Raw genomic sequence first — 24,928 nt, 5'->3', positions numbered from 1 at the left:
CGGTGATAACGATAGTTTTTTTCTTTTGTTCTATCGTTTCTAATAAATGGTAACCAGTACATTGCCGTTTGTTTCCAAAATTTTTCGATAGAAATTTATCATCGCTTCAAAATAATCTGTAATTTCTTCCTTAATCTCATCTTCCTCTTCTTCATAGTCCCAAATATTAGGATAAAGGTCTGCTTTTTTACAATCTTCCATGCTGAATTCATCCATCGCAGACTCTATGTCAAAGTCCTCCAAAGCGGATAGAACGTCTGCAACTTTTGACTTATCGGTGTAAGCGATAAAGTTTTCGATTCCTTCCATAACGGATACTCCAACAACAGCTTCGCTCAAAGGGTCATTTTCTATCGGCTCGCTACTGTCCACCCCTGTCAATACAAAGTGAAGAACATCCCACATTTTGTCAATGTCAAGCAAAATATCTGCTTCTTCATTCCACTCTTCCACTTGTTCCATAAGGTCATCTTCACTGCCGGAAAACTCTTTTAATTCTTTTAAATTTTCATCACTCAAATATTGATAGTTTGCAATCAATCCCATTTTAACTACCTCCCTAATATTGATTTTATTATTTCTTTCTATACAATAATTTATTTTATTACCCATGTCAACGTCAAGTTGTTATCTGATAACCTATCGTTCAACCATATCCATCCATATTGTTTGTGTCATCACAAATTTAGTCTATTCAAAGCAGGAAATATCAAGTGTATCCCCTACAAATGATACGATGTCTTCATGATTTTCACTGATTAACCAATCCAATTTTTTGGATACAATATAAAAATCATTGAGCCCATTCACATTTCCAATGATACAAATCAACTCCGAAATACCCATTTCGTATATCCAGTATTTCGGCTGAAAATGGATGACATCTTCAAATAGTACATATACCATATCGTCATGAGATGATATGATCTTCGGCAACTGTTGAACCCACATAGAGTCTTCTGATACATCAATTATTTGACACAGAAAGTTCCGTTTGAATCCTTGCCCCATATTAGACCAATGAATGTTATTTGTTCTCGTGAATTTTTGTTCTATTGATTTGATAATAGAATGATAACTCATCTTGGAACACTCAAAACATCTTTTTCTATCCAGTGTATGTTCTTTGATGACTCTCTCTATTTCATTTCGTATCTCCATGGTATCCCCCAAATATTCCATCTATCAGCTCTGTCATATTGCTTGCCCCCTATATGCCGTATCGGAATTTGCAGATATCACAAATTACTTGACTGACATCTCTTTTTCCATTAAATTTTATGACATCCTTTATCACCACTCTGTAGTAATGTGACTTCTTTCTATTGATTTCTGTTACATCATGATGTCAGAAAGGAGTAATCTCTTCCCATTGTTTTTTCTTACTTTATTGTTTTCCTGCTCTATCCTACAACTCCAGTTTTAAGGAATTGCCGTCCAAATAAATTGCTTTTGATTCTGTAATTTTGATTTTTTGGTCCTCGGTAAGTCCTATCGTTTCTCCATGTTCCAATGTCACATCCTGTTCTATGATATATTGAAGGACTGTCAATAAAAAAACGTATGCGTCATCAGATTCCATCGAAGTATCGATGATTTCTATCTCAGACTTTCCAAATTCTTTCATTCCGTAGGTATACAGACCGGTTTTGTCATTGTTGTTGATGATTCCGATATAAACCCAAAGTTGAACCGGTAATAAATCTTCTAATAACAAATCTGCAAGGTCGATATAAAAATCTTTTGGAAGCAGTAATGTCGATGCTCCTTGATATACCCCTATTGCAGTTTCGGAAGTTCTTAAAATAGAGGCATTGACTTTGGACAAGATGGAATACCGTTTGAGTGCAGATGTGCTGCTGCCCAATATAGATACGATTGCATGTTGTGTATGCTCTTTGATTTCTTGTTCTGCATCTTCCCAAAGATAGGAGTAGCTGTACATGGATTCAAATTCCTCATCCGGTATCGGTGCAGGTATCAATCCAATCACAATAACCTCCCCATCAATGTTGAATGATATTGTCGTATCACTATGTTCTATCTCATCCACTTTCAGCCCCCAATAAGATTGTAAATCCTGTATCACTTTATCTGCTGAATACGAACTGTCACCTTGAAACATCGGCATTGACAAAACCAGTTGTCCTTTCTGTTCCGGTTTTTTGTTCTTCTTCCCAAACGGATTTTTAAAAATTCCCATACTTTCCTCCTTATTTCAAATCATCTTTTTTAATGTTTCTACTCATACAAATCTCTATTACAAGTAAATTTATTTTTATATTGTCATGATTTTGTTCCATCTCATCAATTGATAAACATTTTTGGCAGAAATCTACCCTCTCCGATAGAACCATACATGATATTCCCAAAGTATTCTCAGACATCACTATCCTTTTATTCTCTGTCGAACATATCTTTTGTACAGATTGTAATGTTGCAACATTATGATTATGAATATTGCCAAAAACCAGCAATCACAGTTCCATTTTCAGAATGTCGATACAAGTACAATGCTCCGTAACCGAAGATATAATTCTCATTTATCAAATCTTCTGTGTAATAATCCTCATCTATTTGAACAAAAAACTCATATCCCTCTTTCTCTAATTTCTCCGTATCATACGATTCCTCCTGTATCAATTGAGGGAATCTCGATTTTGTGAAAAAATCAAAGGTATTGTCATCCACCTCAGAATATCCGGTAAGAAATGATTTCTTGATACCCTTCAAGGTATAGTTTGTGTTGTCACTCTCTTTTGAAAAACGATGAGAAAAGACCTTTACCGAACAATTGGGATAGGTATTGTTGTCAATCATAACACCATAATCTTCCGGCACAAAGATAGAAAAGTATTCTTCATGATTGTCCGGATTTTGAAACATCATATAGAACCGATATCCTTCTATTTCACTTTCTCTATCAAGAAATAAACAAGGTAGATTCCCTCCGATTCTTCCTACTGTTTTGTTTTCTGCACTCTTACCAATGCTTGCGATTAAATTCATTTCATCCTCCCAAACCTTTTCGTTTGACCATAATCCAATCTCACGTAATCTGTTTTTGCCTTTTTGAAACTCCTTTGTCAACTTAAACTATCTCTTTCTTATTCTCTGCAAATGTGTTCCATACGAAACTGTGTTGCTGTTTCACAATAGAAACTGAAATGATATCGATTGGTTATGGATGAACCGGAACATCAGAAGAAATAGAACATAAACCGTTATTTGCTACTAATATCTTACTCTAACAATCAAGTGATTGTCTTGCTCTTTATTTGAAGTGTCCTGACATTCTTACCATATTCCATTTGATTTTCTCACTTTGTTGTTCCAATTCCAGTCGATAAGTCTATCCACTCTAAATCACAGGTGTTCTTTAAAATCATTTTTTTCACTTTGTGGAATCGATTGTCCAACTCTATTCCATCCTTTGTAACACAAATATCCGGATACCATTCTTTGAAATCTGCATATCTTGCTTTTTTGATGTCAATCATAACAGTTGAAATCGGTTCAAATGTATCATACTGAACACTTTCTACTATCATGAAGTCTTCTCCTACCAAAATAATATCCCGATCATATATCCAAAACGGAAGTTTTTGATTCCCACTTAGAATAACAGAATAAATACCGTCGCCCCGAGGAGGTTCTGTTTCATAATGAACAGTTATTCCACACTTTTCAAGTCTTTCATCAAATTTTCCGGTATGATCTTCCATGTATCCTATTTTGAAAATTGCAACATCATTTTGTCCGTCAAAAACCATACTATCTTCTCCTCTTACCAATATGATAATATTGTATTCCAATCTTTGGAAGTAAGCAAATCATATTTTCCAAAAACGGGAGTTTCAGAACACTCTTTTGAGTCATCGTCGTCTTGACTACTTTTCCTTTTTATTTCTTTCTGTTTCAGTCAAACATCAGATTCAACACATCGGTTCTATCCAAAAAATCAAAGAGGAAGTATCGCCTGCATTCGCTTACTTCCTCTCTACCACTTTATGTTGACAAACTATTCTTCTTCGTCTGTTTCTTCAGCTCCAACATAAATATATTCCATCACCACATCACAGAGCTCTCCTGATTCATCATAACCGAAATAGACAGGATACTTTCCGTCTCCAAACCCTGATTGAATCATCGGTACAGTATATTCTGTATTTGGAATTTTAAAGTTAATCCAGTCTCCGCCGTCTCTTTGAAATTCAGGATGCTCAAGATAGCTTTTTCTAAATTCCTCTGCAAAAAAATCATCATACATATTTCCTTCCGGATGTTCTTTTTCCCAAGCGTCCACAAAATCACAATAGGCATCTCTTGTGTTGGTATCAACGATAGTTGCAAGGCCTGCATCCACATTGAAACCGAAGAAACTGTCACTGTCGATACCTTCCAAATTTTCAGTACCTTCCAATGCTTGACGATAGACAACGGAATCCTTCTCATGGAATCTCACTCTGCTGGCTATATATCTGTAATGATCTTCTTCCAATTCTACCACTAAAGTTTCAAGAGGATATGTTCCCATCGGTACTTTGGTAAAGTATGGCTCTTCTTCTCTTTTGAGCCAAACAAGAGGATCTCTTGCCAAAATCTCATCTGTCGTAAAGTTTACCGTACCCATATTTAACAAAAAAAGATTTTTTCCCTCTACTTCATCACTTTTAAAAAGTTCGGAAAAATTCACCGGTGATACCAACAAATCTTTCACTTGTTCATATTGTTCCAACCACTCTTTTGATAATTCCATCCTTTTCTCCTTCTCTCCTATCGTTAGGTTCTTGAAAGAAAACCTATCAAGCTTTCTTTCAGAATATGATTCTGTTTTACTATATCATTCCACACCATTATAAGCCAAAGTCATATAAACCAAACTCATACTCCATATCCTAAAGTTTGGTTAACATCCTGATATGCTTTACAATTTGTATGATGCTGAATACCATAACAACTATCGCTCCTGCAAACAAAACTGCTACTCCCGGGATAAAAAGCTCTTTCCCTTTTTGAATATCTTCTATCAATTTCACAACAAAGACTCCTAACACAAGAAAAGATGTGAGTGTCATAAAACTGAATGTTGTGATATTCTTGATACAAATTGCTTTTGTCATTATTTTTCTCATAGCGCATCATCCCTTGCAATCAAATATGATTTTCCTATTCAATCTATCTCAATCTGCTTGTCCAGTTCTACCATTCTCAAAATTGCTTGTCGGCTCAAGTGCTTTTCCTCTAAGCTATCGTCTTGCAACAGTTTGATGTCTATTTGCACATCTGCGACAACATGAACAGGATTTGCTCTCTCTCTCACCATACAGGTCACAAACGGTGCATTTGGAATTGTCACGATATTTTGATAATCTACATAGTAAGGAGAATCCGCAAAGACAGCAGGAGTAGTTATCCCAAACACAATACGGATTCCATGAAAATTGAAAACAGCTCTGTCTTTCTGCTTTCTTTTTTTTAATTTTTTGTAAGGCGAAAGTTCAGATATTGCAATATCCAAAGAACAAGCCCCTCTTCTCTTTTCTTTGCCTTCTTTCAAGGAGTTGACCAATACAATTCTGTGTCCCGGAAATTGCAATAGATAGGTGGAATACCAAATAGCTTGTGGCTCCGGAATCTTTATCTGTAATTCTCCCTTTTCAATTTTGAATTCTTTGTTTTTCCAATACAACACAGCATACTCATCATACAGTTCAAGCTGTCCTTCTTCCTCTTTACTGCTCCAATATTTTTTGGCAATCCATGCCGGCAATCCCATCGCAATCGGAATCAAAGAGAATATCAAATAAATTGCATGTCTTGGGTTGTCTTGGAAGTATATCGGTCCATCGTACGGACCTTTGTTGATGCCCGAAACAACAAGAAATCCGTAAAAAAGCAACAGCCCCGTTGCAACTCCTACTATTACCATCATATACAATACGCCCGGCGAATACTTATTACATCGAAATTCTGTTTTTCTCATCAATCACAACTCTCTTTCTTTTTGGAAGGTAGGCCCAAAAAATACCATATTCTAACCAAACATCTCATCTTCTTCCCTGTGCTTTTATTCATAAACAATATTTTACATCATAGTTAATGATATTTCAAATCCACGTGCCCCTATGGGACATGACACATTTTTTCAAAACCCCTTTTTCTATCTTTCATAAATTTCAATCCACGCGCCCCTGTGGGACGCGACAAATTCCAAAATCTGAACTGGAAATTGTAAGAGAAATTTCAATCCACGCGCCCCTGTGGGACGCGACACCGACCGCAAACCCTTTAGCCGTTGCACGAACGATTTCAATCCACGCGCCCCTGTGGGACGCGACTTAATGTTAAAACTACAAATGACATAAAAACAAATATTTCAACCCACGCGCCCCTATGGGACGCGACGAAAGTGATAGATTTAATACGTTTTGTAAAAAAATTTCAACCCACGCGCCCCTATGGGACGCGACATACCGTTCCGGCAACAAAACTTTCATGGGTGTATTGCATTTCAATCCACGCGCCCCTGTGGGACGCGACGTTGCCATATTAATATACGTTCCGGCTAAGAATTTGCTATTTCAATCCACGCGCCCCTGTGGGACGCGACTTTGTTGTATTACTTCCGACATCTGACATATCAACAATTTCAATCCACGCGCCCCTGTGGGACGCGACTCAAAAATCAGACACAATGGATAAAACAGCAATAAGTATTTCAATCCACGCGCCCCTGTGGGACGCGACACGAGGAAGCTATCAACGAACTTGCAAGACGCAACATTTCAATCCACGCGCCCCTGTGGGACGCGACGGATGATTTATTATGCCAGTAACTTTAGCAGAGGCAAAATTTCAATCCACGCGCCCCTGTGGGACGCGACAAGCTTTTTCAGTTGCTGGGAAACGGAGAGGATTTATTTCAATCCACGCGCCCCTGTGGGACGCGACGTCCACCGCCACCTCTTCGTCCACCTCTTGATTGTTGATAAGCATTTCAATCCACGCGCCCCTGTGGGACGCGACTTAGGCCAAGCAGGTAAAGCAGGACAGTACTCCGATTTCAATCCACGCGCCCCTGTGGGACGCGACTATATATTTTAGACGGCAAAACCTTTTTGGTGTATGATTTCAATCCACGCGCCCCTGTGGGACGCGACCTACAGTAGAGTTATGGAATTTAGCGATGATTAAATTTCAATCCACGCGCCCCTGTGGGACGCGACGTATATGCCTGATAACGCAAGTATGATTGTAAATTTCAATCCACGCGCCCCTGTGGGACGCGACGGCAGATGTATGAAGAAGTCAATATGTTATCCGCTAAAAATTTCAATCCACGCGCCCCTGTGGGACGCGACCTCTCACTCTCACAGTATCCGAACTCTATGGTAATTTCAATCCACGCGCCCCTGTGGGACGCGACAATTCCACCAAATCCCGCAATGATACGGTCAATTTGATTTCAATCCACGCGCCCCTGTGGGACGCGACGATATTACGTTGGCGGATATCGAAGACAATGTTATTATTTCAATCCACGCGCCCCTGTGGGACGCGACCGATGGAAATATTGAAGAATCAATTGTTTTAACAGATTTCAATCCACGCGCCCCTGTGGGACGCGACGTTGCTCATATTTTATATTAAGAGGTGATTTATGAACATTTCAATCCACGCGCCCCTGTGGGACGCGACCACTCGAGAGTAGACGATCAGGATAGATATAAAATTTCAATCCACGCGCCCCTGTGGGACGCGACATACATTTCAGGGTGTTTCTTTGAATATTACCGATTTCAATCCACGCGCCCCTGTGGGACGCGACTTTGATTTTCCGAATCCCGATAGAATTCATAAATTGATTTCAATCCACGCGCCCCTGTGGGACGCGACAGACTTGATACACTGGAAGAGAGGTGCAATAAAAATTTCAATCCACGCGCCCCTGTGGGACGCGACCCATATACTATTTTGTCAAAATAGCTGATTGATCTGATTTCAATCCACGCGCCCCTGTGGGACGCGACGGAAATTTGGATATAAGATTACTGGAACAGAAAACATTTCAATCCACGCGCCCCTGTGGGACGCGACATGCAGGCTGTCCGTTTAGGTTTTCAATCGTCTCAAATTTCAATCCACGCGCCCCTGTGGGACGCGACCCAATCTCAAGCGATTTTAGAGTATCAATTTTATTTATTTCAATCCACGCGCCCCTGTGGGACGCGACTACGGGATAGACTTAAACATCGAGGAGTTGCATTGGTGATTTCAATCCACGCGCCCCTGTGGGACGCGACAAAAAGTATATGTAAAATGTAAAAAATGTAAAAAAATTTCAATCCACGCGCCCCTGTGGGACGCGACTGCAATCAGTTAGGCTTTTCATAGCAGATTCAAACATTTCAATCCACGCGCCCCTGTGGGACGCGACCAATCCTCTTTGATTGATGGATTCGGTGAGGTTATATTTCAATCCACGCGCCCCTGTGGGACGCGACCGCAATATATTGTATCATTTATTACGGCTATATATTTTTAACAACAATTTTGATTCAATCAATAGTGAAAAAAAACTCTTTTTCTATTACTTTTTACTTGAATCCTATATCAAAAAATGTGTAACACAGGTTCTCTAAATAATCTTATTCATTACACTGATGCATTCTAAACAAACAGAACCCCGCTATCAGGATTATAGGATTCACTTTTCCCTAAGGTTTCTATCTTTCTTTCCCAATTTTTTCCCATATGATATATTCTTATATTATCTGAATCGGGATCAATCATTTTCTCAAGTTGATGTTTGATTTTGACCAATTGTGCCGGATCAACACTACACTCAAACACTGAATTCTGGACTCTTTGCCCATAATTCACACAAAGTTTTGCAACTTTTCTCAACCTTGTTCTTCCTTCTTGTGTAGAAGTTTCAACATCATAAGCAATAATCACTAACATTTGCTACTCCTTTATGATAAATGGCGGATATGACTCAAGATCACCTCTGATATATCTGTTTAACAACATGGATTGTACATGTGGCAATAACCCAATCTTCACTTTTTCTTTGAGGTACGGATGAACGATTTCTGTTTGCTTTCTCTTCTGCCAATATTCGATTATTTTTTTCCTGCCGGAGTCTTTGATTAACACTGCACCGCTCTCTTTTTTCTCAAAATCATTTTCTTTCACAATCTTTAAGTTAATCATCGTCAGAACTGTGCGATCGACCATAAAGCCTCTTAATTCTTCCATCATATCAAGTGCCATTGACATGCGTCCCGGTCTGTCCGTATGCATAAATCCTACGTAACTGTCGATACCAACTGCTGAAAGCGCAGAACCGACATCATGTGCCAATAGAGTATATAACAAAGATAACATAGAATTTACATTGTCTTCGGGAGGCCTTTTACTTCTCTCGTTAAAATAAAAGTCTGACTTTTGTTGTAAAATAAGCTCATCAAAACAATCAAAATATGTTTTTGCAACGATTCCCTCATAGCCTCTGATGGTATCTTTCTCGTCAGATTCTTTTATTTTTGCAAGACAGCCATCTATTTTTGCTATATTTTCTTCAAATTTTTTAGAATTTACCTTATCTTTGTGATCTAAAAGACATCTTCTCAAAATTCGTTTTGAGTTCAAACCTTTTGCATAAATAATATTTCGAACAAAACCTACTGATGTTTCAGAATCTGCCATTCGATACTGTTCTCTTCTTAGCAAAACATTCCCGTTTTCTTTTCCGATGACTCTGCCACAAAACTGACCTTGTGGTGTTAAAAAGGAAATTCCTATATTATTTTCTGAACAGAGCCTCATCAGAGCCGGACTGACTCCAAGATAGCTGAAGCAGATAATATCGTTCAAAATATGAATCGGATATCTGCCGATTTGTACTCCATCTTCGGTAATCACAACATTTTGACCGTCTTTTGATAAATAGGCTTGTTCTTTTGTTACATACAACGTATTCAGTAATTTTTTCATGTTTCATCCTCATATAAATAATGTTCAACCGATGCCTTCCTTTTTGTAATCCTTGGCATACAAATATCGTATAACGAACATAATTGACAATTTTTAAAAAATTCTGCCGGGGGAATCTTTTGTTGATGATACAAATGATGCATATCATTTGAAATCTCAATCACTTTTTTTCTAAGCTCATCTGTTATTGAAACTTCAAGCCGTTTATTCGTTTTAAAGTAATAGAGGTATGACTTATCTATCTTTATGTCCCATTTTTCTTCCAAACAAATTACTTGGGCACAAAGCTGAACGATGTCTCTTTCATCCGGTTTCTCTTTTCCTCGTTTATATTCAATAATCTCCGGAAACCATGTCCCCTTGTGGCGATTTAGCTTTATCCCATGATCAGATTTTTGAAATTCTATCACATCTATCACTCCACTAAGTCCTAATCTTTTGGATGACACAGGAACCGCACGACTCATCAAAAAACCTCTTCGTTTTTCTTTTAAAAACGGCATATCCGCTTTTTCATGAAGATAGTTCCCTTCCATTGTGCTTTGATTCTCAGCCCACTGTTGCTCAATATGAATCAGTGCCCATTGTCGTTTACAAAAATAGTAATGCTGAATCCCACTTAACATGAGATAATCATCTTCATTATACATGTTTACAGTCCTTCTATCACTGTCAGTTTCAATCCCAGCTTTTCATATTCTTTCAATGCATTCTCATCAATATGAATATGATAGTCTTCATAGCAACGATGTTCTTTGTCTTCTTTATCCCATTTTAATAGAGATTTTATCTTTGCGCTGGACACGTCCCCAACCTTGCAGGAATGTTCAAACCAAAAGATTTGTTTTACTTCTATAGAACCGTCGGGTCTTGCTGAAGATGCATCATTCACAAAAATTGTTTTCAGTGCTGCTTTGAACTCTTCCAAATCCTTTTCATTGAATCCTGTTTTTTCAGCAAAATAGGAATTGACAGCTCCATGTACGACATAAGTCCCGAATTCAACAAAATGTTTCATCCCCAAGGTGTCAGGTGCTCTATCATTCGGATTTTTTTGTTCCATTCCATTCACACTTTTTGTAATTTGCATATCCTCAATAGTGATAGGCTCCAAAGACTTTGCGATTCCGATAGATATCGGCCCTCTGATACCGATGGAACGCTTATCATAAGTAATTACCTGCCCAAAGGCTCTCACATCAATCCATTTTTCATGAAATCCTTTTTCAACCTCTTCATCAGACATCGTTTTTTTAAAATGAGCTGCATATCTTTTTTCAAGAGAAGTGTATCCGTCTTCTGTTCTTTCTCTTGATTGAACAAATATTGCATTCCCGTTATCTTGAAGTCTATTTCTTATCTTTCTTTTCAAACATACATCCGATACTTCTCCCAATCCGTTTGAATCCATTCTCGGTCTGTTTCCTGACAAAGGATCTCCGTTGACATTTGCATTTTGTACTGTAAAAGTCATTATAAAATCTACCTTATTCATCATCATTCTCCTTCTTTGTATACAAATCTTTTTTCTGAGCATAGTATCCAAAAATAAAATCGTTATCCAACTGTGTATTAGTTTTATATTTTCTGTTTTCTTGTGTATCAAGAAGTTCAAAAATCTCACTTTTGGCTTTTTCTGTCTTGATGAGAACTCCAACTAAATAATCCGGTTTGTTTGAAGACAATATATAACTTGCACAGTATTTTGTAGCCAATTCCAATGTTTTCATCGTGGTATCCGGCTTGTTTACAAAAGAATTCCAATACCTTAATGCATTCGTCGCTCTAATCTTCGATTTTTTGCTTGAATCGTCTGATGAAGCGAGTGAACTGCGTTGTTGATCGCGCAAAACCGCCTCCTCCAATCCCTCATAAATAGCAAGAAGTCGTCCATACAGATACGATCTCGTTTGATGACTCTCTTCTCTCATTTCTTGATACTCCTTTCTTCCTTCGCTAAGGATTGCCAAACTTACCAATAACATAAATCTCCATTTTTCACTGTATTTTTGCCTGTTTCTGATATTTTGAGCCAAGGCATTTTTGATATTGGACGGAACGCTTTTGCCTTCCACTAAAGCGGTCACCAAATTTTGAAATTGATCTTTCTTAAATTTTCCGTCATCTATTACCAATATTTTATTTCGTTCAATTCCATACGATGCCAAAAGAATATAATGTAAACTCGGTACATATTCAACATAAGTTTCTTTTGCTTGCTTCCACTGTTCCCAAATATATTTTTTCTGCCATGATTGAAGATTTTCAATCAACTGGGAGTTCGGCATTTCTTTATAGTATCTGATAGACATCCTACCGTTACTTGACTTATCTACAAGCATTATATAATACTGTTCTTCCGGATTCAGCTTTCCTGTCCCTCTTATAAATGCTCTGCTAATCTCTTTGTTGGATTCTGAAACAGGATTTTTTCCTTCCTCTTCCATATCGTCATCCATGTCACTGCCGGTCAAATCAAACGCCATGGTATTTTTGATATCTCCCGAAAACCAGTTCACCAAAAATAATGTATCTGCCAAATGGATATGACTATTGCGATTCTCCAACAAGAATTTCAGCATCAAATGAATCTTTTCTGAACTCTTTCTGCCAACTCTGATAATATCGCTGCCATTATGAAATCTTCCGAAATAGGTTTCTTTATTATTGCTGACCGAAATTACCTTAGCAGTCCCCATCAACCCTCTGTGTTTCTCTGTAATGGTCTCTTTCGTCCCGCTGATGTTACAAATACTAAGGGTTCCTTCTCGTTCATACCTATCATCAATATAGCTAACAAATTCTTCTTGCATTTCAGAAAAAGTATTCACTTTCAAATAGCTGCCGTTATGACACCTTACTTCAAAACATACAAAAGTATCTTTGAAATCATACTCTGTTTTTTTATTCTTCTCACTGGTATATTTTATCTTTCCTTTTCCCGTTTCCACAATATCTTTAAGTGGCAATTTGGATAATATCAGAGCATAGTTCTTCTCATTCGACAAAAAGAGTTTAACAGCATTCAAAAATAATTTTACTTTCGGATGCTCAGCATAATCATAAAAATTATCAAATTCTTTCCGGTAAGCTTCAATCTTCTTCTTATCCGCAATTTTTGAAATACAATACTGCATTTTATCTTCAAGAGGATGAGGAGCAACACCACTTGAACGTGCAACGGAATCTTCGGTGATTGGAAACAAATACACTTCACCGTCAACAGCAAACTCTGCATTTAATAATTGTCCTTCTTCATCCAAAGTTACTTTCAAAACATTATTTTTTTTCGATGTTATGCTTTGATGATACAGCGGTAATAGAACAGCGTCATTGCCATTGTACTCTCCTACCAAACCTTCTTTTTCAGAGTATTCATAACATCTCAGTAAATTGGTCAAAACGCTCATATGGACTCACCGCCTTCCCCATACTCTTTCAATTCCTCGTCCACACTTACTACCCCTTTATGTGCTTTGATGGTATAAGAGGAAAGGATATTTGTAATTTCACATTCTTCCTGAGGTTTGATTTGAATGATTCCATCTCTCATGATTGTATGTGTAAAAAGTGATTTCAAAGGTTCTGTTTCATCATTTGAGTAGATGAAAGAGTGGAAGATATTGCCCAAATCAAAGTCGCTTCCGTAATAAAAGGTTTTTTCCGTCAGATACTCTTGTTCCGTAATCTGCTCGACATAACCGAGAAACTCTCTTGCACCTAAAAATACATCTCTCCTTCCTCCTTTTCTTAAACTTCGTTCTGTAATGGTCTCATGTTTTTTCATAATTCTGTCCCGGGAAAGATCCTGTCTATACAAGTTCCATTCGAAGTGATATTGCACCAAATATTCTACATTTTCCAGAACCGTGACATAGTTCAAACCCGCAGATAAATCCCCATACAATGCTCTGTATCCCATACTATGAAATCTTACCGGATTTACGACCTTGATTGCATCGACAACATTACGAATTGTCGGTTTAAAATAAACTGCATCACAGATTCCTTGAATTGCCTGTGCTGTCGGCACTTGATAACTGATTCTCTCACCACCGCCTTTTGTTGCAGGATCCGCCCATAAGGCATAGTCTCCTGTGATACGCATATAAAAATGTTTTGACTTTTCCATTTCCAACTTTTTTGACATGATAACCTCCTTTCTTATCTTCATTGTAAAAATATAATAATAATTTGTCAAGTAGAAAAAGAAAACTTTTGATCTTTCTTTTTTTTTATTGTATTTTTTGTTATAATGTTCCATATCACAATTGGATTGTGTGGATTGAAATATTGTAAAAATGTAATGCAGTAAAGATTGGGCGTAAGCCCAATTTTTATATGATAAGAGAATCAATTTCTTCACTTGCTCCGAATCTTTCATTGTAGTGATCATTTTGTAATACCTTGATGGATCCGTTAAGATAGCTGTCCACAAATTCATTCAACTTGTTGCTCTGATAAATGTTGATAGAGTAGGGTTGCAATTTTCTGATGAGCTGTTTTATTTTCAACCAATCTTGTGAAGAAATCATCCTCTGTTCCGCAATCCTTAACAAATCATTCAAATCCTCAATCCCATCTTCATAAAAAACAAAAACACCCTCCGTATCATCTGAAATGAGCTGAAATTTATCTGCTACCTCTCTTAGTCGTCCTCTCAAAGACCCCGTTTCATTTTTGATATCGCTCTTTACAATTCCTCCACCCTTTATGAACAAATCGAATAGGGAAGATTCATCATTTTTTAGACGATATTCCATTCTGTTGCTACTATCCGCCTCATTGAAATAATAACTTGTGTAGAATTCTTCAACCAAACTGCCCAACTGTATTTCTCCATGTCTTTGTGCAAGAATCTCTTCCGTAATTTTCTTTTTATCGGCAATTCCAAGAATTCTTTTGGTATGTTCAATGCCTTCATCCGGATTGAACAAGATGACTTCTCCGCCATTTGGTAATTTTCCTTCTCTGTTACACCGACCTGCGACCTGAACAATCGAATCTAAACCCGCATAGGATCTCATAACAAGTTCAAAATCAACATCAACTCCTGCCTCTATCAACTGTGTACTGACACAGATTATTTTGTCGCCCAATGAGAGCCGTTCTTTTATTTCTGATATGATGTTCTTCCGATGTGCCGGACAGAGGTTCGTAGTGAGGTAGTATACATCACTCTCAGGTATGTTCAAAGCATCTATACTCCGAACAATGCTACCCGCGGCAGCTTTTGTATTTACTACAATCAAGATTGATTTGTCTCTGTTTTCAAACACAAATTGTGAAACTTCTTCAATGGAAGTATGGCTGTTCTCCAAACTGTCAACAGTTCTATCCTTAAACTTCTTCACCGAATACCTGTCAAAGCATTTTCTATCTTCTTGTGATAATAGAACCAAATCGGCGTTTTTGTTTTCTTCGCTTAAGCTGCCATATTGGAGTTTATGTCTGATACTCTTATCATCATAAATCGGTTGCGTTGCCGTACAAAGTACCACGGTACAATTCATTACATTTCTCAAAAAATTCATTGTTAAATTAAAAAAATACATTACTTCAATCGGTAGTGACTGAACTTCATCAATGACGATAACACTGTTGATAAGAGATGAAAACCGCCTTAAATTTGCAGATTTTCCCTTGAACAGCGTACTAAAAAATTGAACCATTGTCGTTAGAACAACCGGACTGTCCCATGAATCAACGATAAAAGACCTCTGAACATATTCTATATCCTCTTTCTCATCGAAACTCCCTTTACTGTACTTATCTGTTCCATGGAACAAATCTACATTGGAATGGTGTTCCAACACCCCATCTTCCCCTATCACCGCTTTGATTTCTCCGGCATTTTGTTCCAGAACTGACAAAAATGCTGTAATATAAACAAATCTGTTCTTGGATTTGTCGTCCATTTGGTGCAATGCGTATCTCAATACAGCCTTCGTTTTTCCGGCACCGGTCGGAACTTCTAAACGATAGATTCCTGCATTATCCTGCTGTCCTTTCACCAACAAAGTATCTGCAATCTGATTTCTCATTTGGTTGATAGGCTTCGTAGCATTGTTATTTCTATGATATTTTTTGTATTCCCCTTCAATTCTCTCAATATAGTGTCTTTTCAAACATCGTATCTCTTCTTCTGTTCTCCTCTGTATCAAAAAGTCATACGCATTGATGGTGTCTTCCACATCAGCTGTTTTTATTATCGACAACAATAATCGAACCAACATCATATCAAAAAATCTTCGTTCTTTCAGTTTATGATTTTTATTCCTCTTTCTGTTTTTTTCACTTTCGCTCTCAAAGGGCACATAATTTTTCGTGAATTGTTCCATGATGTGATGATATTCCTGAAATGCAGAATCAATCAATTCTTCTATCGAATCAAACCCCAATTCACTTTTGACAATCAACGCTACTTCATTGTCAATAAAATGTTTCAGTTTCTCCTTGTCATACCTACTGTCCGCCTGATAATGTTCCACTCTTTCAAAAATTTTGTTTACATAATCCATACCGGAGAAACCATCTTCATCGCGTTTTCCAACGATATCAAACAATCCATGATGCGCTTCTATCACATACATACAAACTTCAATAAACTCATTGTAACTTTTGGATTCCTTCCTATCCTCAAGATTTCTGTTGTATTTTGTTTCAAATAAAAAATATGCCCCCGCAGTCGAGTGTATTACTCTAATATTCTTGCTGCCAGGCATATTTTTCAACATTGTTTGAAATTGTATATCAGCTTTTCCGCTATCATGAAGTACTCCCAAAAGAAAGCATAGATTTCCCATTCCGATTTCTTTTCCGATATCGGATGCGATGGTTGCTGTATTTAATAAATGATTTGTTAAAAGTTGTTCTTTTTGATTTTCTCTATCATAGTGAGCAAGCAAATTTGAGCTGTTATGCATGGAAAACCCTCCTGTTTCTGAAATGAATGGTTAAATAACTCTTCTTCGATATCAGGTAATAGAAAAAACTGTTCAGCCCTTATCCCCTCTCCACAGAGATGCCGTTTGAACTGAATTTTTATGAGCTTACCACATTATGATAAGTCAAAAATCTAAGTATATATCGTCTTTCTTCTAACATAACTATTTCTTTTCTGATATCCTTCATTTCCATCAAACAATAACTCGTTCCTTTTTGTATCTAACCATTTGTATCTAATAAAAAGAGACGATGCTATTGTTTGATGTTCTTTATTTGCAATCAAAATTTCTCGGTTCTACTTGACAAAACTTTTGTTTTTCCTATTTATGTTCTACTCTTATTCATTTCGAAAATCTTTGATTTTTACTCTTTTTACAAGCACCATCAATACGGCTACTGTAATTGCCACCTGTACCAAATTCGGAATAGCTCTTGTTGTCAAGAAATATAGATAGGCTTTGCCCATCAAAATGGACAACCACAAAGAGTCCAATCCCATAGTAATGATGTAAGACACAAAAGCTACAAGGGTAACATTCCACATCTTTGCATCCCTGATTGACTTAATGATGAATCCCGGAAAAAATCCCATCAACATTGAGGTTAGCATAAATCCCGGAAAATAGGTTCCCGGAGAACCCGGTGTCAAAAAATAAGTCAACGGATCTTGTAGTGCCCCCATCAACAATCCTACCTGAGGTCCGAGTAAAATTCCTCCATAGATAATCGGAATAAATCGAAGGGTGATTCTTCCGCTGTGCGGGGGATAAAGGTAAATATTTTGGTAACTTACAATGACTGCAAGCGCAAGCAACAATCCTCCCATTACCAGTTGTTGTGTCGAAAATTTACTTTTTTTCATTTCAAAAACTCCTCTCTTTTTGTCAATCTGTTCCAAAACAAAAAAACAGTGGATGCAAAAAAGTACCGCAAGAAAATTCTCTTTTCGTCCATAGGCAACATCCCATCCTATGGCACTTAACGCACTTTTCCTACTCTGCCTTTCTCTGTTTTCTTTTGACAAAAAGAAACCTCCATCTCTATTTCCGATACAACATACCTCTTCTATCATTCCATCAACAAAATAGAAGAATTCACATCGCTTAACGATAGCAATGCAATTTCTGTGTTTGTTATCCTATCGTCATTTGAATTGCTTATTTGCCCTAACCGATTTCATCCGTGTTTCAAAAATTTTTAGAACGAAGAGATTCAGGGATATTTTTCAAATTTGAAGTTTTGGCAAGTTTATTAGGTTGTTATACAAAAAACCTATGAAAAACTCTATGAATAATCGTTCTTATGATATGTTGCATCATACTGAATGGATATTGACCATCGGTTTTCGTATCAGTATCACAAATCACAGTATGGAAAATAGCTTTCTCTTATCTCCAAAAGTACAATGATTCAGGCACTTCCATATTGAATTGTCTTGGTTTTTTCTGACAGCATTGCTATCAAAAAAGTCACAGTAATTACTGTGACTTCTATTGTACTATTTCTTTTTGTAATTTTCAACTTCCATATGATGAAATCGCGGACTCTTACTTTTGTTGCAGTCCTCTTTCAGCGCTCTCTATCACCTGTTTTGCAAGCATGACTGTCGTCACGGAGCCGACTCCTCTCGGTACGGGCGTAATTGCCTTGACAATCGGCAAAATTTGCTCTGTGTCCGCATCCCCTGTCAAAGCTCCCGTCTCATCTACATTGATTCCTACATCAATTACGATACTGTGCGGGGAAACATACTCTTCTGTCAAAAATTTTGATTTTCCAAGCGCACATACGATAATATCCGCACGCTTTGTCAGTTCCTGTAAGTTTGTTGTTTTGGAATGTGTCATGGTAACGGTTGCATTTTCGTTCAACAACAACATGCTCACCGGTTTGCCGATAACCATGGATCTTCCGATGACAACAACATGTTTGCCTTGCAACGGAATGTTATAGTAGGACAACAGTTCCATCACTGCTTTTGGGGTACAAGGCACGAAACATTCTTCTGCATTCATCAATCTTGCAATATTGATAGGGCTGATGGCGTCAATATCTTTGTCGGGAGAAATACACTCCTTTACTTTTTTTAAGTCCAAGTGTTTCGGAAGGGGAAGGAAAATTAAAATACCGTGCACTTCATCATTTTGATTGTTTTCTTCCAGTTGTCTCAAAAATACTTCTTCTGTTACATCGTTTGGAAATTCCTGAACTTCCGATAAGATATTTACTTTCTCCATTCTGCTCAAAGCGCTTCGTTGATATGCCAAATCATCTGCCTTATCCCCTACTCTCATCATCACAAGTTTCGGTTTGATACCTTGTTTGTGCAATTCCTCTACTTTTTCTCTCAGTTGTTCTGTCTTGTCTTTTGCCACAGTTGTTCCGAGCAATAATTTTTCTTCCAATACCATGGTAACACTCCTTTCCAATTCAACCATCTACACTTCTTTTTCCTACCGTTGTCCGTTTTCGTCGTTCTCGATCATCTCACTTACTATCCGTCATGAAATGAATCCTGTCATCTATTTTGATTCCTTCCATAAAGACAGGTCGATAAAGTAGTTTTTTTAAGTCATAAAGTAGTTTCTTCAAAAAGTTCTTTCCATTTTCTGTCATAAAGCTCCAACCGAAAAAGTCGATATAAGAAAACCATGTACTACAACACAACTACATGGCTTTTTATTTATTACTTTTGTCAAAGAACAATCGGTTTTCCTATCTTTTTTTTCGTCCATCTGTTGGTTGGCACAGACTTCCCAATAACGATAGATGTCCATCTTATAATCCTTGATATGCAAATTCATCTTTCACTTTTTGTGCAATTTCCGAAACCGGAATTTCTTCTTTTTCTCCTCCGCGGCGAAGTGAAAACTCTACAATTCCTTCTTCCGCGCGTCTTCCTACATTGATTCTAATCGGAATTCCAATCAAATCCGCATCATTGAACTTTACTCCGGCTCTTTCGTTTCTATCGTCAAACAACACTTCATATCCCAATTTGGTGTACTCTTGATACAGTTGTTCTCCCAACTGCATTTGGTCTTCTTTCTTCGCATTGACTACTGTAATCAAAATATGGTACGGAGCAACCACCAACGGCCAAATAATTCCTTTTTCGTCATAATTTTGTTCGATAATGGCTGCCATGGTTCTGCTTACACCGATTCCATGAGAGCCCATCCAAACTTTTTTGCTCTTTCCGTCTTGATCTAAATAAGTCAAATTCAAGCTGTCGCTGTATTTTGTTCCGAGTTGGAAGATATTTCCTACTTCAATTCCGCGGTCTGATTTCAATCTCAACCTTCTGTCTTGAGGACAAATATCCCCTTCCTGTGTCAAAATCAAATCATCCACAACGGTTCCTTCAAAATCTTTTCCATAGTTTGCATTTTTATAGTGGAAGTCGGATTCGTTCGCTCCGACAATGATATTGGTCATTTCTGTTACTCTCTTATCAATGTATAGAGGAATGTCTTTTTTCAAACCGATCGGACCTGCAAACCCTACACGAGCTCCTGTAATCTCTTTTACCGTTTCTTCTTCCGCCATTTCTATTTCATGTTCCGCTGCGTCAACAACCTTGAGCAATTTAATCAAATTCAGTTCTCTGTGTCCCGGAATCATGACTGCAATCGGCTCTCCCTTTACTGTAAGGAGTAATGTTTTGGCAAAACGATCTGCGGAAACTTGAAAGAAGTTCTCCAAGTCTTCAATCGTTCCGACATTTGGAGTAGAAACTTTTTCGAGTTCTTTTTTCTCTGTATCCTGTACAGGAAGTTCAAAAATACATTCCGCTTTTTCATCAGTTGCCGCATAGTCGCAACCTTCCGCATACATGACCGTGCTTTCTCCGGATTCTGCCATTGCGGTAAATTCGTGAGAATCGGAACCTCCCATTGCACCGGAATCTCCCTCTACTACACGATATTTCATGTGCAGACGGTCAAAAATTTTGGTATAGGCCTCCCACATTTCTTGGTAAGACTGTTTCATGCCATCGGGATCTCTGTCAAATGTGTAGGCATCTTTCATAATGAATTCTCTTGCACGAATCACACCGAATCTCGGTCTTTTTTCATCACGATATTTTGTTTGAATTTGGTACAAACTGAGCGGTAACTGTTTGTAAGACTTAAGCTCATCTCTTACCAAAGAAGTGAAGATTTCCTCATGTGTCGGTCCAAGACAAAACTCTCTTTCGTTACGATCGTACAGACGGAACATCTCAGGCCCGAAATTTTCCCAACGACCGGATTCTTTCCACAATTCGGACGGTTGAATCGCAGACATCAACACTTCCTGACTGTTTGCAGCATCCATTTCTTCTCGAATGACACGCTCAATCTTTGCAAGTACTCTTTTTCCAAGTGGAAGATAAGAATACACGCCTGATACCAATTTTCGAATCAAGCCCGCACGAAGAAGCAATTGATGGCTGATTACTTCAGCATCAGATGGTACTTCCCTCAATGTAGGCAAATACATTCTTGACATTTTCATAAAAAATTCCCCTTTTCCGTTGTTGTGGGCGTAATGTCCACCTTCTATAAAATAAGCAAATTTCAACATTTGTAAGACTTATTTCATGAAACTTTCGTTTTTTGTTCCCAAATTTGCTCATTGTACTATAAAAACGATATACCGTTAAATTTTATCACTTATTTCAAATGCTTTCAATACTTCAAACTGTTTCTTCTCTCTTTCGATACAAAGTGTACTTATATCCGAATAAATTCATAGAATGAGTTATCTCCTGCGTATCAGAATGCACTGTTGGTTTTGTTTTATACTTTTGACTGTCAGCTCAAATTTTTCGCTATCAACCCATGTGATAACTGTCCATTCCATCCCTCGAATCCGTTTCCTTTTACTTTTAATACGAAACACTTTCTTAAACGATAGACTCCTGTAGCTTATGACAAAGAAACACGCGAATGGCATCAAAAAAAACAGATTCTGCTTTTAATTTTAATCAGCGATTGAAATTACTTACATTTTCCGACAGATGCCAGATATACCGTATACTCCTCTGTTCCGTCCACACCAACCAAAGCATCCGCCTCTTCCTGATGATAGCCGGCAACAGTACAGACTCCAAGGTCGATTGCCTCTACCGCCAGATACAGTGCCTGTCCGATGTGCCCCGCATCCAAAAGCATGGATTTGTGCGAGTCTTCCATATATCTCCACTCTCCCCGATAAGGGATGCATGTCCAAAAGAAAACAACAGCTCCCTTTGCCAAAAAGACTTGTCGTTCCGCAACTTTCAAAAGTGGTTCCTGTAAGTTGTCAATCTCTTCCACCAGTTCCAACGCATGTTCTTTCGAATGATAATGATAAATCCCCTGTTTCAACCCGTCTACTCTCTGAATGGCAAGATAGGTTTCGTATGCATGACGGGAACCGCCGGACGGAACAACGCGAAAATGCTCCCCTCTCTCCCCTATTTTTTGTGTCAGTGCCAAAAGATAGGAAAGTTCTGACAAAGAGAGGTTTTCTTCCGTATAGACTCTTCGACTTTTTCGAGACTCTGAAATCTCCCACAAATTTTTTTCAGACAAATGCTTGAGCCCATCAAATGGAAGAACTATCTTCTCTTTCACATCAGCAATTCGTTTGACAAGCTCAGGTTCTTTAATTCCGTTTCTCTTATCCGACCTTTCTTCTTTTGGGATATGAAAGGTTGATTTCATCATGTTTCGATGTTCTGTATAATCCATCATATCATGCACCTTATTTCTTGTTCGCCTTTTGATATTGGATACAAGCATTTGCAAGGGATTGTATCAACTGTTCCTGATATTCTTTGGTTTGCATTGTTTTATCGTCACTCGGATTGCTCATAAATCCCATTTCCAGTAGAATAACCGGAACGGTGGACCAGTTGAATCCTGTCAAGTCGGAGCGTTCCACAAGTCCTCTGGAACGAATTCCTTTGACCTGATTTTTCATACTGTTATCAAGCAAGGTCGCAAAACTCTTGCTCTTTTTTTGAATGGATGTGGTATCTTTTCCGGATGGAATCAAAATGGAATATCCGTTTACACTGCTCTTATCCGAACCGTCTGCATGAATTCTGATCACAATATCACACTCTGCATCGTTCATGAGTTTTGCACGCTCAATATTGCTGATATTCACATCATGCGTCTCTCTTGACATCACAACGGTTGCACCCATTGATTCCAGTTTTGCTTTCATTTTCTTCGCTACCGCAAGATTCAATTCATATTCGGAGACTTTTGTAACAACCCCTGCCGTTCCGGAAGATACCTTCGGTTTCATCCTCTTGGAGTTTGGAGAAACCGGTTCTTTTTTGTTGTCGCCTTTCTTTTGATGTCCCGGATCAAGCCCGATTACCATCCCTTTTAATTCCTCTGTTTTCGTCTGCTTTTTCGGTTTTGCCAAACTGTAGTCCACTACAAACACTTGTACAAACAGTATCGTTGCAAGTATCAAAAGCAATCCTGATTTCATCTTACTCTTCTTCATATTTTTTCCTTTCTTACTTTCTTATACCATTATCCGTTTCACTTGCCCCCAGCCGTAATATTAAGTTTCCTTTCGCAGTTCAATGACTTTGTTTCTCTGATTCTACTTGTTTCTGTGATGACAAGGCTAAAGAGAACTGTTTCAAATTTACGGAAATGTAATCGGGTTTCGGTATGATGCTAAAACCTAATACATTGTCATAACTTCAAATTTGAAAAACCGTTCCTCCATCTCAACTTTCTTGGAGTGAAAGAACATGCTCCCCCCTGCATTCTGAGAGAATAAAGTTATGGATATCCGTTCGATATGATCAGATAAGGGTAATTCAAACAAATAACCGCATTAGCATACAAACGTTTACCGTTTGTTCTGCACACAAACAGAGGTAGCAACCGAAGGATATTACGCAATCTGCCATCCTCATTTCGTTGCTACCTCTTTTTTAGTACATGGTATCTCTGTAATTCTTCATAATCTGTGCGAAGATCTCTGCTGTGGAAGGTGGAGTATAAGAAATGACATTTGCTCCCGCCTCAATGGTTTCCAAAATGCTTTCTTCTGTATTTCCTCCTGTTGCAATAATTGGGAAATAAGGGTGATTTTCTCTTATTTTTCGAACAATTTTCGCTGTGTTTACACCACCCGATACATTAAAAATTGCAGCTCCCGACTTGATTCGTTTCTCAAAGTCTTCTTTTTCCGAAATAATCGTCACAACAATCGGAATATCCAATCTTTTTCTCATTTCCATCAATAGTGCGTTGGTTGCCGGTGCATTCAATACCACACCATAGGCTCCGTTCAATTCACAGCTCATCGCAATATCAATCGAGCGCTGTCCTGAGGTCACTCCTCCTCCAACACCGCAAAACACCGGTGTGGCTGAAGCGGAAATAATGGCATGACTGATTGATATCTGAGGAGTAAACGGATATACTGCAATAATTCCGTCTGCATTGTTGTTTTTGATAATTGATAAGTCAGTCGAAAAAAGTAAAGATTTGATTCTTTTCCCAAAAATATTGATTCCACTGGCTGAATAAACTGCAGATGGCATCTCAACAATTCTTTTTTTCAACTTAGATTCAATCACGGGAGTATATTTTTTGTCTCTTTTTTCTAATTTATGAATAACATTGCCTTTGTATTCATCTAAATTTTTTTCTTTATTTTCGTAATCCGCCATATGAACCCCCTCTTCCTTACCGCTATGATATCATGTCCAACACAAATACTACGCTCTTCTTTCATTGTAACACAGTATTATTTTTCTTGGAATTTTTTTATTAAAAATTTTTTACAATATATTCCTAATTGTTATCTTTCAGAATGACTTTGCAGACATCCTGACGTAATCTCTTATTCTCAATTTGAGTGCATCCCATTTTGAACAACGCACGCTCTTGCATCTTTCGATTCCCTGACTTGTTTTGATATCTAATCGGATACAATTTTTTACCGAATCAAAAGCTTGTAGGATTCGACG

General features: G+C 37.9%; 21 protein-coding genes, 1 CRISPR repeat array and 1 riboswitch. All 21 genes read right to left on the bottom strand.

Annotated features, from left to right (window positions below; translation table 11 throughout):
- Positions 1 to 39: 39 nt before the first annotated feature.
- Entirely contained in the window at positions 40 to 546 is a 507-nt protein-coding gene (locus HMPREF0389_RS00200; RefSeq protein ID WP_014261721.1) for a YfbM family protein, read from the bottom strand.
- A 144-nt stretch (positions 547 to 690) separates the two neighbouring features.
- Positions 691 to 1,161: a DUF6756 family protein gene (locus HMPREF0389_RS00195; RefSeq protein ID WP_156775211.1), complete on the bottom strand. Its 471-nt coding sequence runs from the start codon at positions 1,159 to 1,161 to the stop codon at positions 691 to 693.
- Positions 1,162 to 1,408: 247 nt separating this feature from the next.
- Positions 1,409 to 2,203, bottom strand: a complete 795-nt coding sequence (locus HMPREF0389_RS00190) for a DUF4261 domain-containing protein (protein ID WP_014261719.1) — start codon at positions 2,201 to 2,203, stop codon at positions 1,409 to 1,411.
- A gap of 248 nt (positions 2,204 to 2,451) precedes the next feature.
- The gene (locus tag HMPREF0389_RS00185) at positions 2,452 to 3,090 is read right to left on the bottom strand and encodes a hypothetical protein (RefSeq protein ID WP_207635081.1); all 639 of its coding nucleotides are present in this window, start codon (positions 3,088 to 3,090) and stop codon (positions 2,452 to 2,454) included.
- Between the two features lie 230 nt (positions 3,091 to 3,320).
- Positions 3,321 to 3,773, bottom strand: coding sequence for a hypothetical protein (locus HMPREF0389_RS00180; protein ID WP_041250725.1), 453 nt, complete (start codon positions 3,771 to 3,773; stop codon positions 3,321 to 3,323).
- A 248-nt stretch (positions 3,774 to 4,021) separates the two neighbouring features.
- On the bottom strand, positions 4,022 to 4,759 hold the full coding sequence (locus tag HMPREF0389_RS00175; protein ID WP_014261716.1) for a DUF4241 domain-containing protein: 738 nt from the start codon (positions 4,757 to 4,759) through the stop codon (positions 4,022 to 4,024).
- 139 nt (positions 4,760 to 4,898) lie between these two features.
- Positions 4,899 to 5,135 carry a hypothetical protein gene (locus HMPREF0389_RS00170; protein ID WP_014261715.1) on the bottom strand — a complete coding sequence of 79 codons (237 nt, stop codon included), beginning with the start codon at positions 5,133 to 5,135 and terminating at the stop codon, positions 4,899 to 4,901.
- 38 nt (positions 5,136 to 5,173) lie between these two features.
- Complete coding sequence (locus tag HMPREF0389_RS09120; RefSeq protein WP_207635080.1) at positions 5,174 to 5,986, bottom strand: hypothetical protein; 813 nt, start codon at positions 5,984 to 5,986, stop codon at positions 5,174 to 5,176.
- Between the two features lie 190 nt (positions 5,987 to 6,176).
- A CRISPR array of direct repeats spans positions 6,177 to 8,507; the repeat unit is 32 nt; unit sequence ATTTCAATCCACGCGCCCCTGTGGGACGCGAC.
- 166 nt (positions 8,508 to 8,673) lie between these two features.
- On the bottom strand, positions 8,674 to 8,967 hold the full coding sequence (gene cas2 / locus HMPREF0389_RS00160) for a CRISPR-associated endonuclease Cas2 (protein WP_014261713.1): 294 nt from the start codon (positions 8,965 to 8,967) through the stop codon (positions 8,674 to 8,676).
- 3 nt (positions 8,968 to 8,970) lie between these two features.
- A complete protein-coding gene (gene cas1c / locus HMPREF0389_RS00155) occupies positions 8,971 to 10,002 on the bottom strand; it encodes a type I-C CRISPR-associated endonuclease Cas1c (protein WP_014261712.1) in 1,032 nt (343 codons plus the stop codon).
- A complete protein-coding gene (gene cas4 / locus HMPREF0389_RS00150) occupies positions 9,999 to 10,652 on the bottom strand; it encodes a CRISPR-associated protein Cas4 (protein WP_014261711.1) in 654 nt (217 codons plus the stop codon). The genes cas1c and cas4 overlap by 4 nt, the downstream gene beginning before the upstream one ends.
- Before the next feature lie 2 nt (positions 10,653 to 10,654).
- Positions 10,655 to 11,497 (bottom strand): type I-C CRISPR-associated protein Cas7/Csd2, encoded by an 843-nt coding sequence (gene cas7c / locus HMPREF0389_RS00145; RefSeq protein WP_014261710.1) that lies wholly within the window; start codon positions 11,495 to 11,497, stop codon positions 10,655 to 10,657.
- Positions 11,490 to 13,412: a type I-C CRISPR-associated protein Cas8c/Csd1 gene (gene cas8c, locus HMPREF0389_RS00140; RefSeq protein WP_014261709.1), complete on the bottom strand. Its 1,923-nt coding sequence runs from the start codon at positions 13,410 to 13,412 to the stop codon at positions 11,490 to 11,492. Before cas8c ends, cas7c begins: the two co-directional genes overlap by 8 nt.
- Positions 13,409 to 14,152, bottom strand: coding sequence for a type I-C CRISPR-associated protein Cas5c (gene cas5c, locus HMPREF0389_RS00135; RefSeq protein ID WP_014261708.1), 744 nt, complete (start codon positions 14,150 to 14,152; stop codon positions 13,409 to 13,411). The genes cas8c and cas5c overlap by 4 nt, the downstream gene beginning before the upstream one ends.
- Before the next feature lie 187 nt (positions 14,153 to 14,339).
- Positions 14,340 to 16,928: a CRISPR-associated helicase/endonuclease Cas3 gene (locus HMPREF0389_RS00130; RefSeq protein WP_014261707.1), complete on the bottom strand. Its 2,589-nt coding sequence runs from the start codon at positions 16,926 to 16,928 to the stop codon at positions 14,340 to 14,342.
- A 359-nt stretch (positions 16,929 to 17,287) separates the two neighbouring features.
- Positions 17,288 to 17,812, bottom strand: a complete 525-nt coding sequence (locus HMPREF0389_RS00125) for a folate family ECF transporter S component (protein WP_041250884.1) — start codon at positions 17,810 to 17,812, stop codon at positions 17,288 to 17,290.
- 44 nt (positions 17,813 to 17,856) lie between these two features.
- Positions 17,857 to 17,952: riboswitch (THF riboswitch) on the bottom strand.
- A gap of 545 nt (positions 17,953 to 18,497) precedes the next feature.
- The gene (locus HMPREF0389_RS00120) at positions 18,498 to 19,388 is read right to left on the bottom strand and encodes a bifunctional 5,10-methylenetetrahydrofolate dehydrogenase/5,10-methenyltetrahydrofolate cyclohydrolase (protein WP_014261705.1); all 891 of its coding nucleotides are present in this window, start codon (positions 19,386 to 19,388) and stop codon (positions 18,498 to 18,500) included.
- Positions 19,389 to 19,728: 340 nt separating this feature from the next.
- Positions 19,729 to 21,450, bottom strand: a complete 1,722-nt coding sequence (locus tag HMPREF0389_RS00115) for a proline--tRNA ligase (RefSeq protein ID WP_041250722.1) — start codon at positions 21,448 to 21,450, stop codon at positions 19,729 to 19,731.
- Between the two features lie 485 nt (positions 21,451 to 21,935).
- On the bottom strand, positions 21,936 to 22,670 hold the full coding sequence (locus tag HMPREF0389_RS00110) for a SagB/ThcOx family dehydrogenase (RefSeq protein WP_041250721.1): 735 nt from the start codon (positions 22,668 to 22,670) through the stop codon (positions 21,936 to 21,938).
- A gap of 13 nt (positions 22,671 to 22,683) precedes the next feature.
- A complete protein-coding gene (locus HMPREF0389_RS00105; RefSeq protein ID WP_207635078.1) occupies positions 22,684 to 23,442 on the bottom strand; it encodes an N-acetylmuramoyl-L-alanine amidase family protein in 759 nt (252 codons plus the stop codon).
- Positions 23,443 to 23,884: 442 nt separating this feature from the next.
- Entirely contained in the window at positions 23,885 to 24,628 is a 744-nt protein-coding gene (locus HMPREF0389_RS00100; RefSeq protein WP_014261701.1) for a hydrolase, read from the bottom strand.
- Positions 24,629 to 24,928 lie beyond the last annotated feature (300 nt).

Source organism: Filifactor alocis ATCC 35896 (assembly GCF_000163895.2).
In the GTDB taxonomy this organism is placed as follows: domain Bacteria; phylum Bacillota; class Clostridia; order Peptostreptococcales; family Filifactoraceae; genus Filifactor; species Filifactor alocis.
The sequence above is the reverse complement of the archived record's forward strand: the minus strand, read 5'-3'. Positions and strand labels throughout refer to the sequence as shown.

Coding starts and splice junctions, on each gene's coding strand:
- HMPREF0389_RS00200 (WP_014261721.1), bottom strand. CDS start 546: ATGGGATTGATTGCAAACTATCAATATTTGAGTGATGAAAATTTAAAA.
- cas1c (WP_014261712.1), bottom strand. CDS start 10,002: ATGAAAAAATTACTGAATACGTTGTATGTAACAAAAGAACAAGCCTAT.
- cas2 (WP_014261713.1), bottom strand. CDS start 8,967: ATGTTAGTGATTATTGCTTATGATGTTGAAACTTCTACACAAGAAGGA.
- HMPREF0389_RS00120 (WP_014261705.1), bottom strand. CDS start 19,388: ATGGTTGAATTGGAAAGGAGTGTTACCATGGTATTGGAAGAAAAATTA.
- HMPREF0389_RS00170 (WP_014261715.1), bottom strand. CDS start 5,135: ATGAGAAAAATAATGACAAAAGCAATTTGTATCAAGAATATCACAACA.
- HMPREF0389_RS00190 (WP_014261719.1), bottom strand. CDS start 2,203: ATGGGAATTTTTAAAAATCCGTTTGGGAAGAAGAACAAAAAACCGGAA.
- HMPREF0389_RS00175 (WP_014261716.1), bottom strand. CDS start 4,759: ATGGAATTATCAAAAGAGTGGTTGGAACAATATGAACAAGTGAAAGAT.
- cas4 (WP_014261711.1), bottom strand. CDS start 10,652: ATGTATAATGAAGATGATTATCTCATGTTAAGTGGGATTCAGCATTAC.
- HMPREF0389_RS00180 (WP_041250725.1), bottom strand. CDS start 3,773: ATGGTTTTTGACGGACAAAATGATGTTGCAATTTTCAAAATAGGATAC.
- cas5c (WP_014261708.1), bottom strand. CDS start 14,152: ATGTCAAAAAAGTTGGAAATGGAAAAGTCAAAACATTTTTATATGCGT.
- HMPREF0389_RS00115 (WP_041250722.1), bottom strand. CDS start 21,450: ATGAAAATGTCAAGAATGTATTTGCCTACATTGAGGGAAGTACCATCT.
- cas7c (WP_014261710.1), bottom strand. CDS start 11,497: ATGAATAAGGTAGATTTTATAATGACTTTTACAGTACAAAATGCAAAT.
- HMPREF0389_RS00195 (WP_156775211.1), bottom strand. CDS start 1,161: ATGGAGATACGAAATGAAATAGAGAGAGTCATCAAAGAACATACACTG.
- HMPREF0389_RS00110 (WP_041250721.1), bottom strand. CDS start 22,670: ATGGATTATACAGAACATCGAAACATGATGAAATCAACCTTTCATATC.
- HMPREF0389_RS09120 (WP_207635080.1), bottom strand. CDS start 5,986: ATGAGAAAAACAGAATTTCGATGTAATAAGTATTCGCCGGGCGTATTG.
- HMPREF0389_RS00100 (WP_014261701.1), bottom strand. CDS start 24,628: ATGGCGGATTACGAAAATAAAGAAAAAAATTTAGATGAATACAAAGGC.
- HMPREF0389_RS00130 (WP_014261707.1), bottom strand. CDS start 16,928: ATGCATAACAGCTCAAATTTGCTTGCTCACTATGATAGAGAAAATCAA.
- HMPREF0389_RS00125 (WP_041250884.1), bottom strand. CDS start 17,812: ATGAAAAAAAGTAAATTTTCGACACAACAACTGGTAATGGGAGGATTG.
- HMPREF0389_RS00105 (WP_207635078.1), bottom strand. CDS start 23,442: ATGAAGAAGAGTAAGATGAAATCAGGATTGCTTTTGATACTTGCAACG.
- cas8c (WP_014261709.1), bottom strand. CDS start 13,412: ATGAGCGTTTTGACCAATTTACTGAGATGTTATGAATACTCTGAAAAA.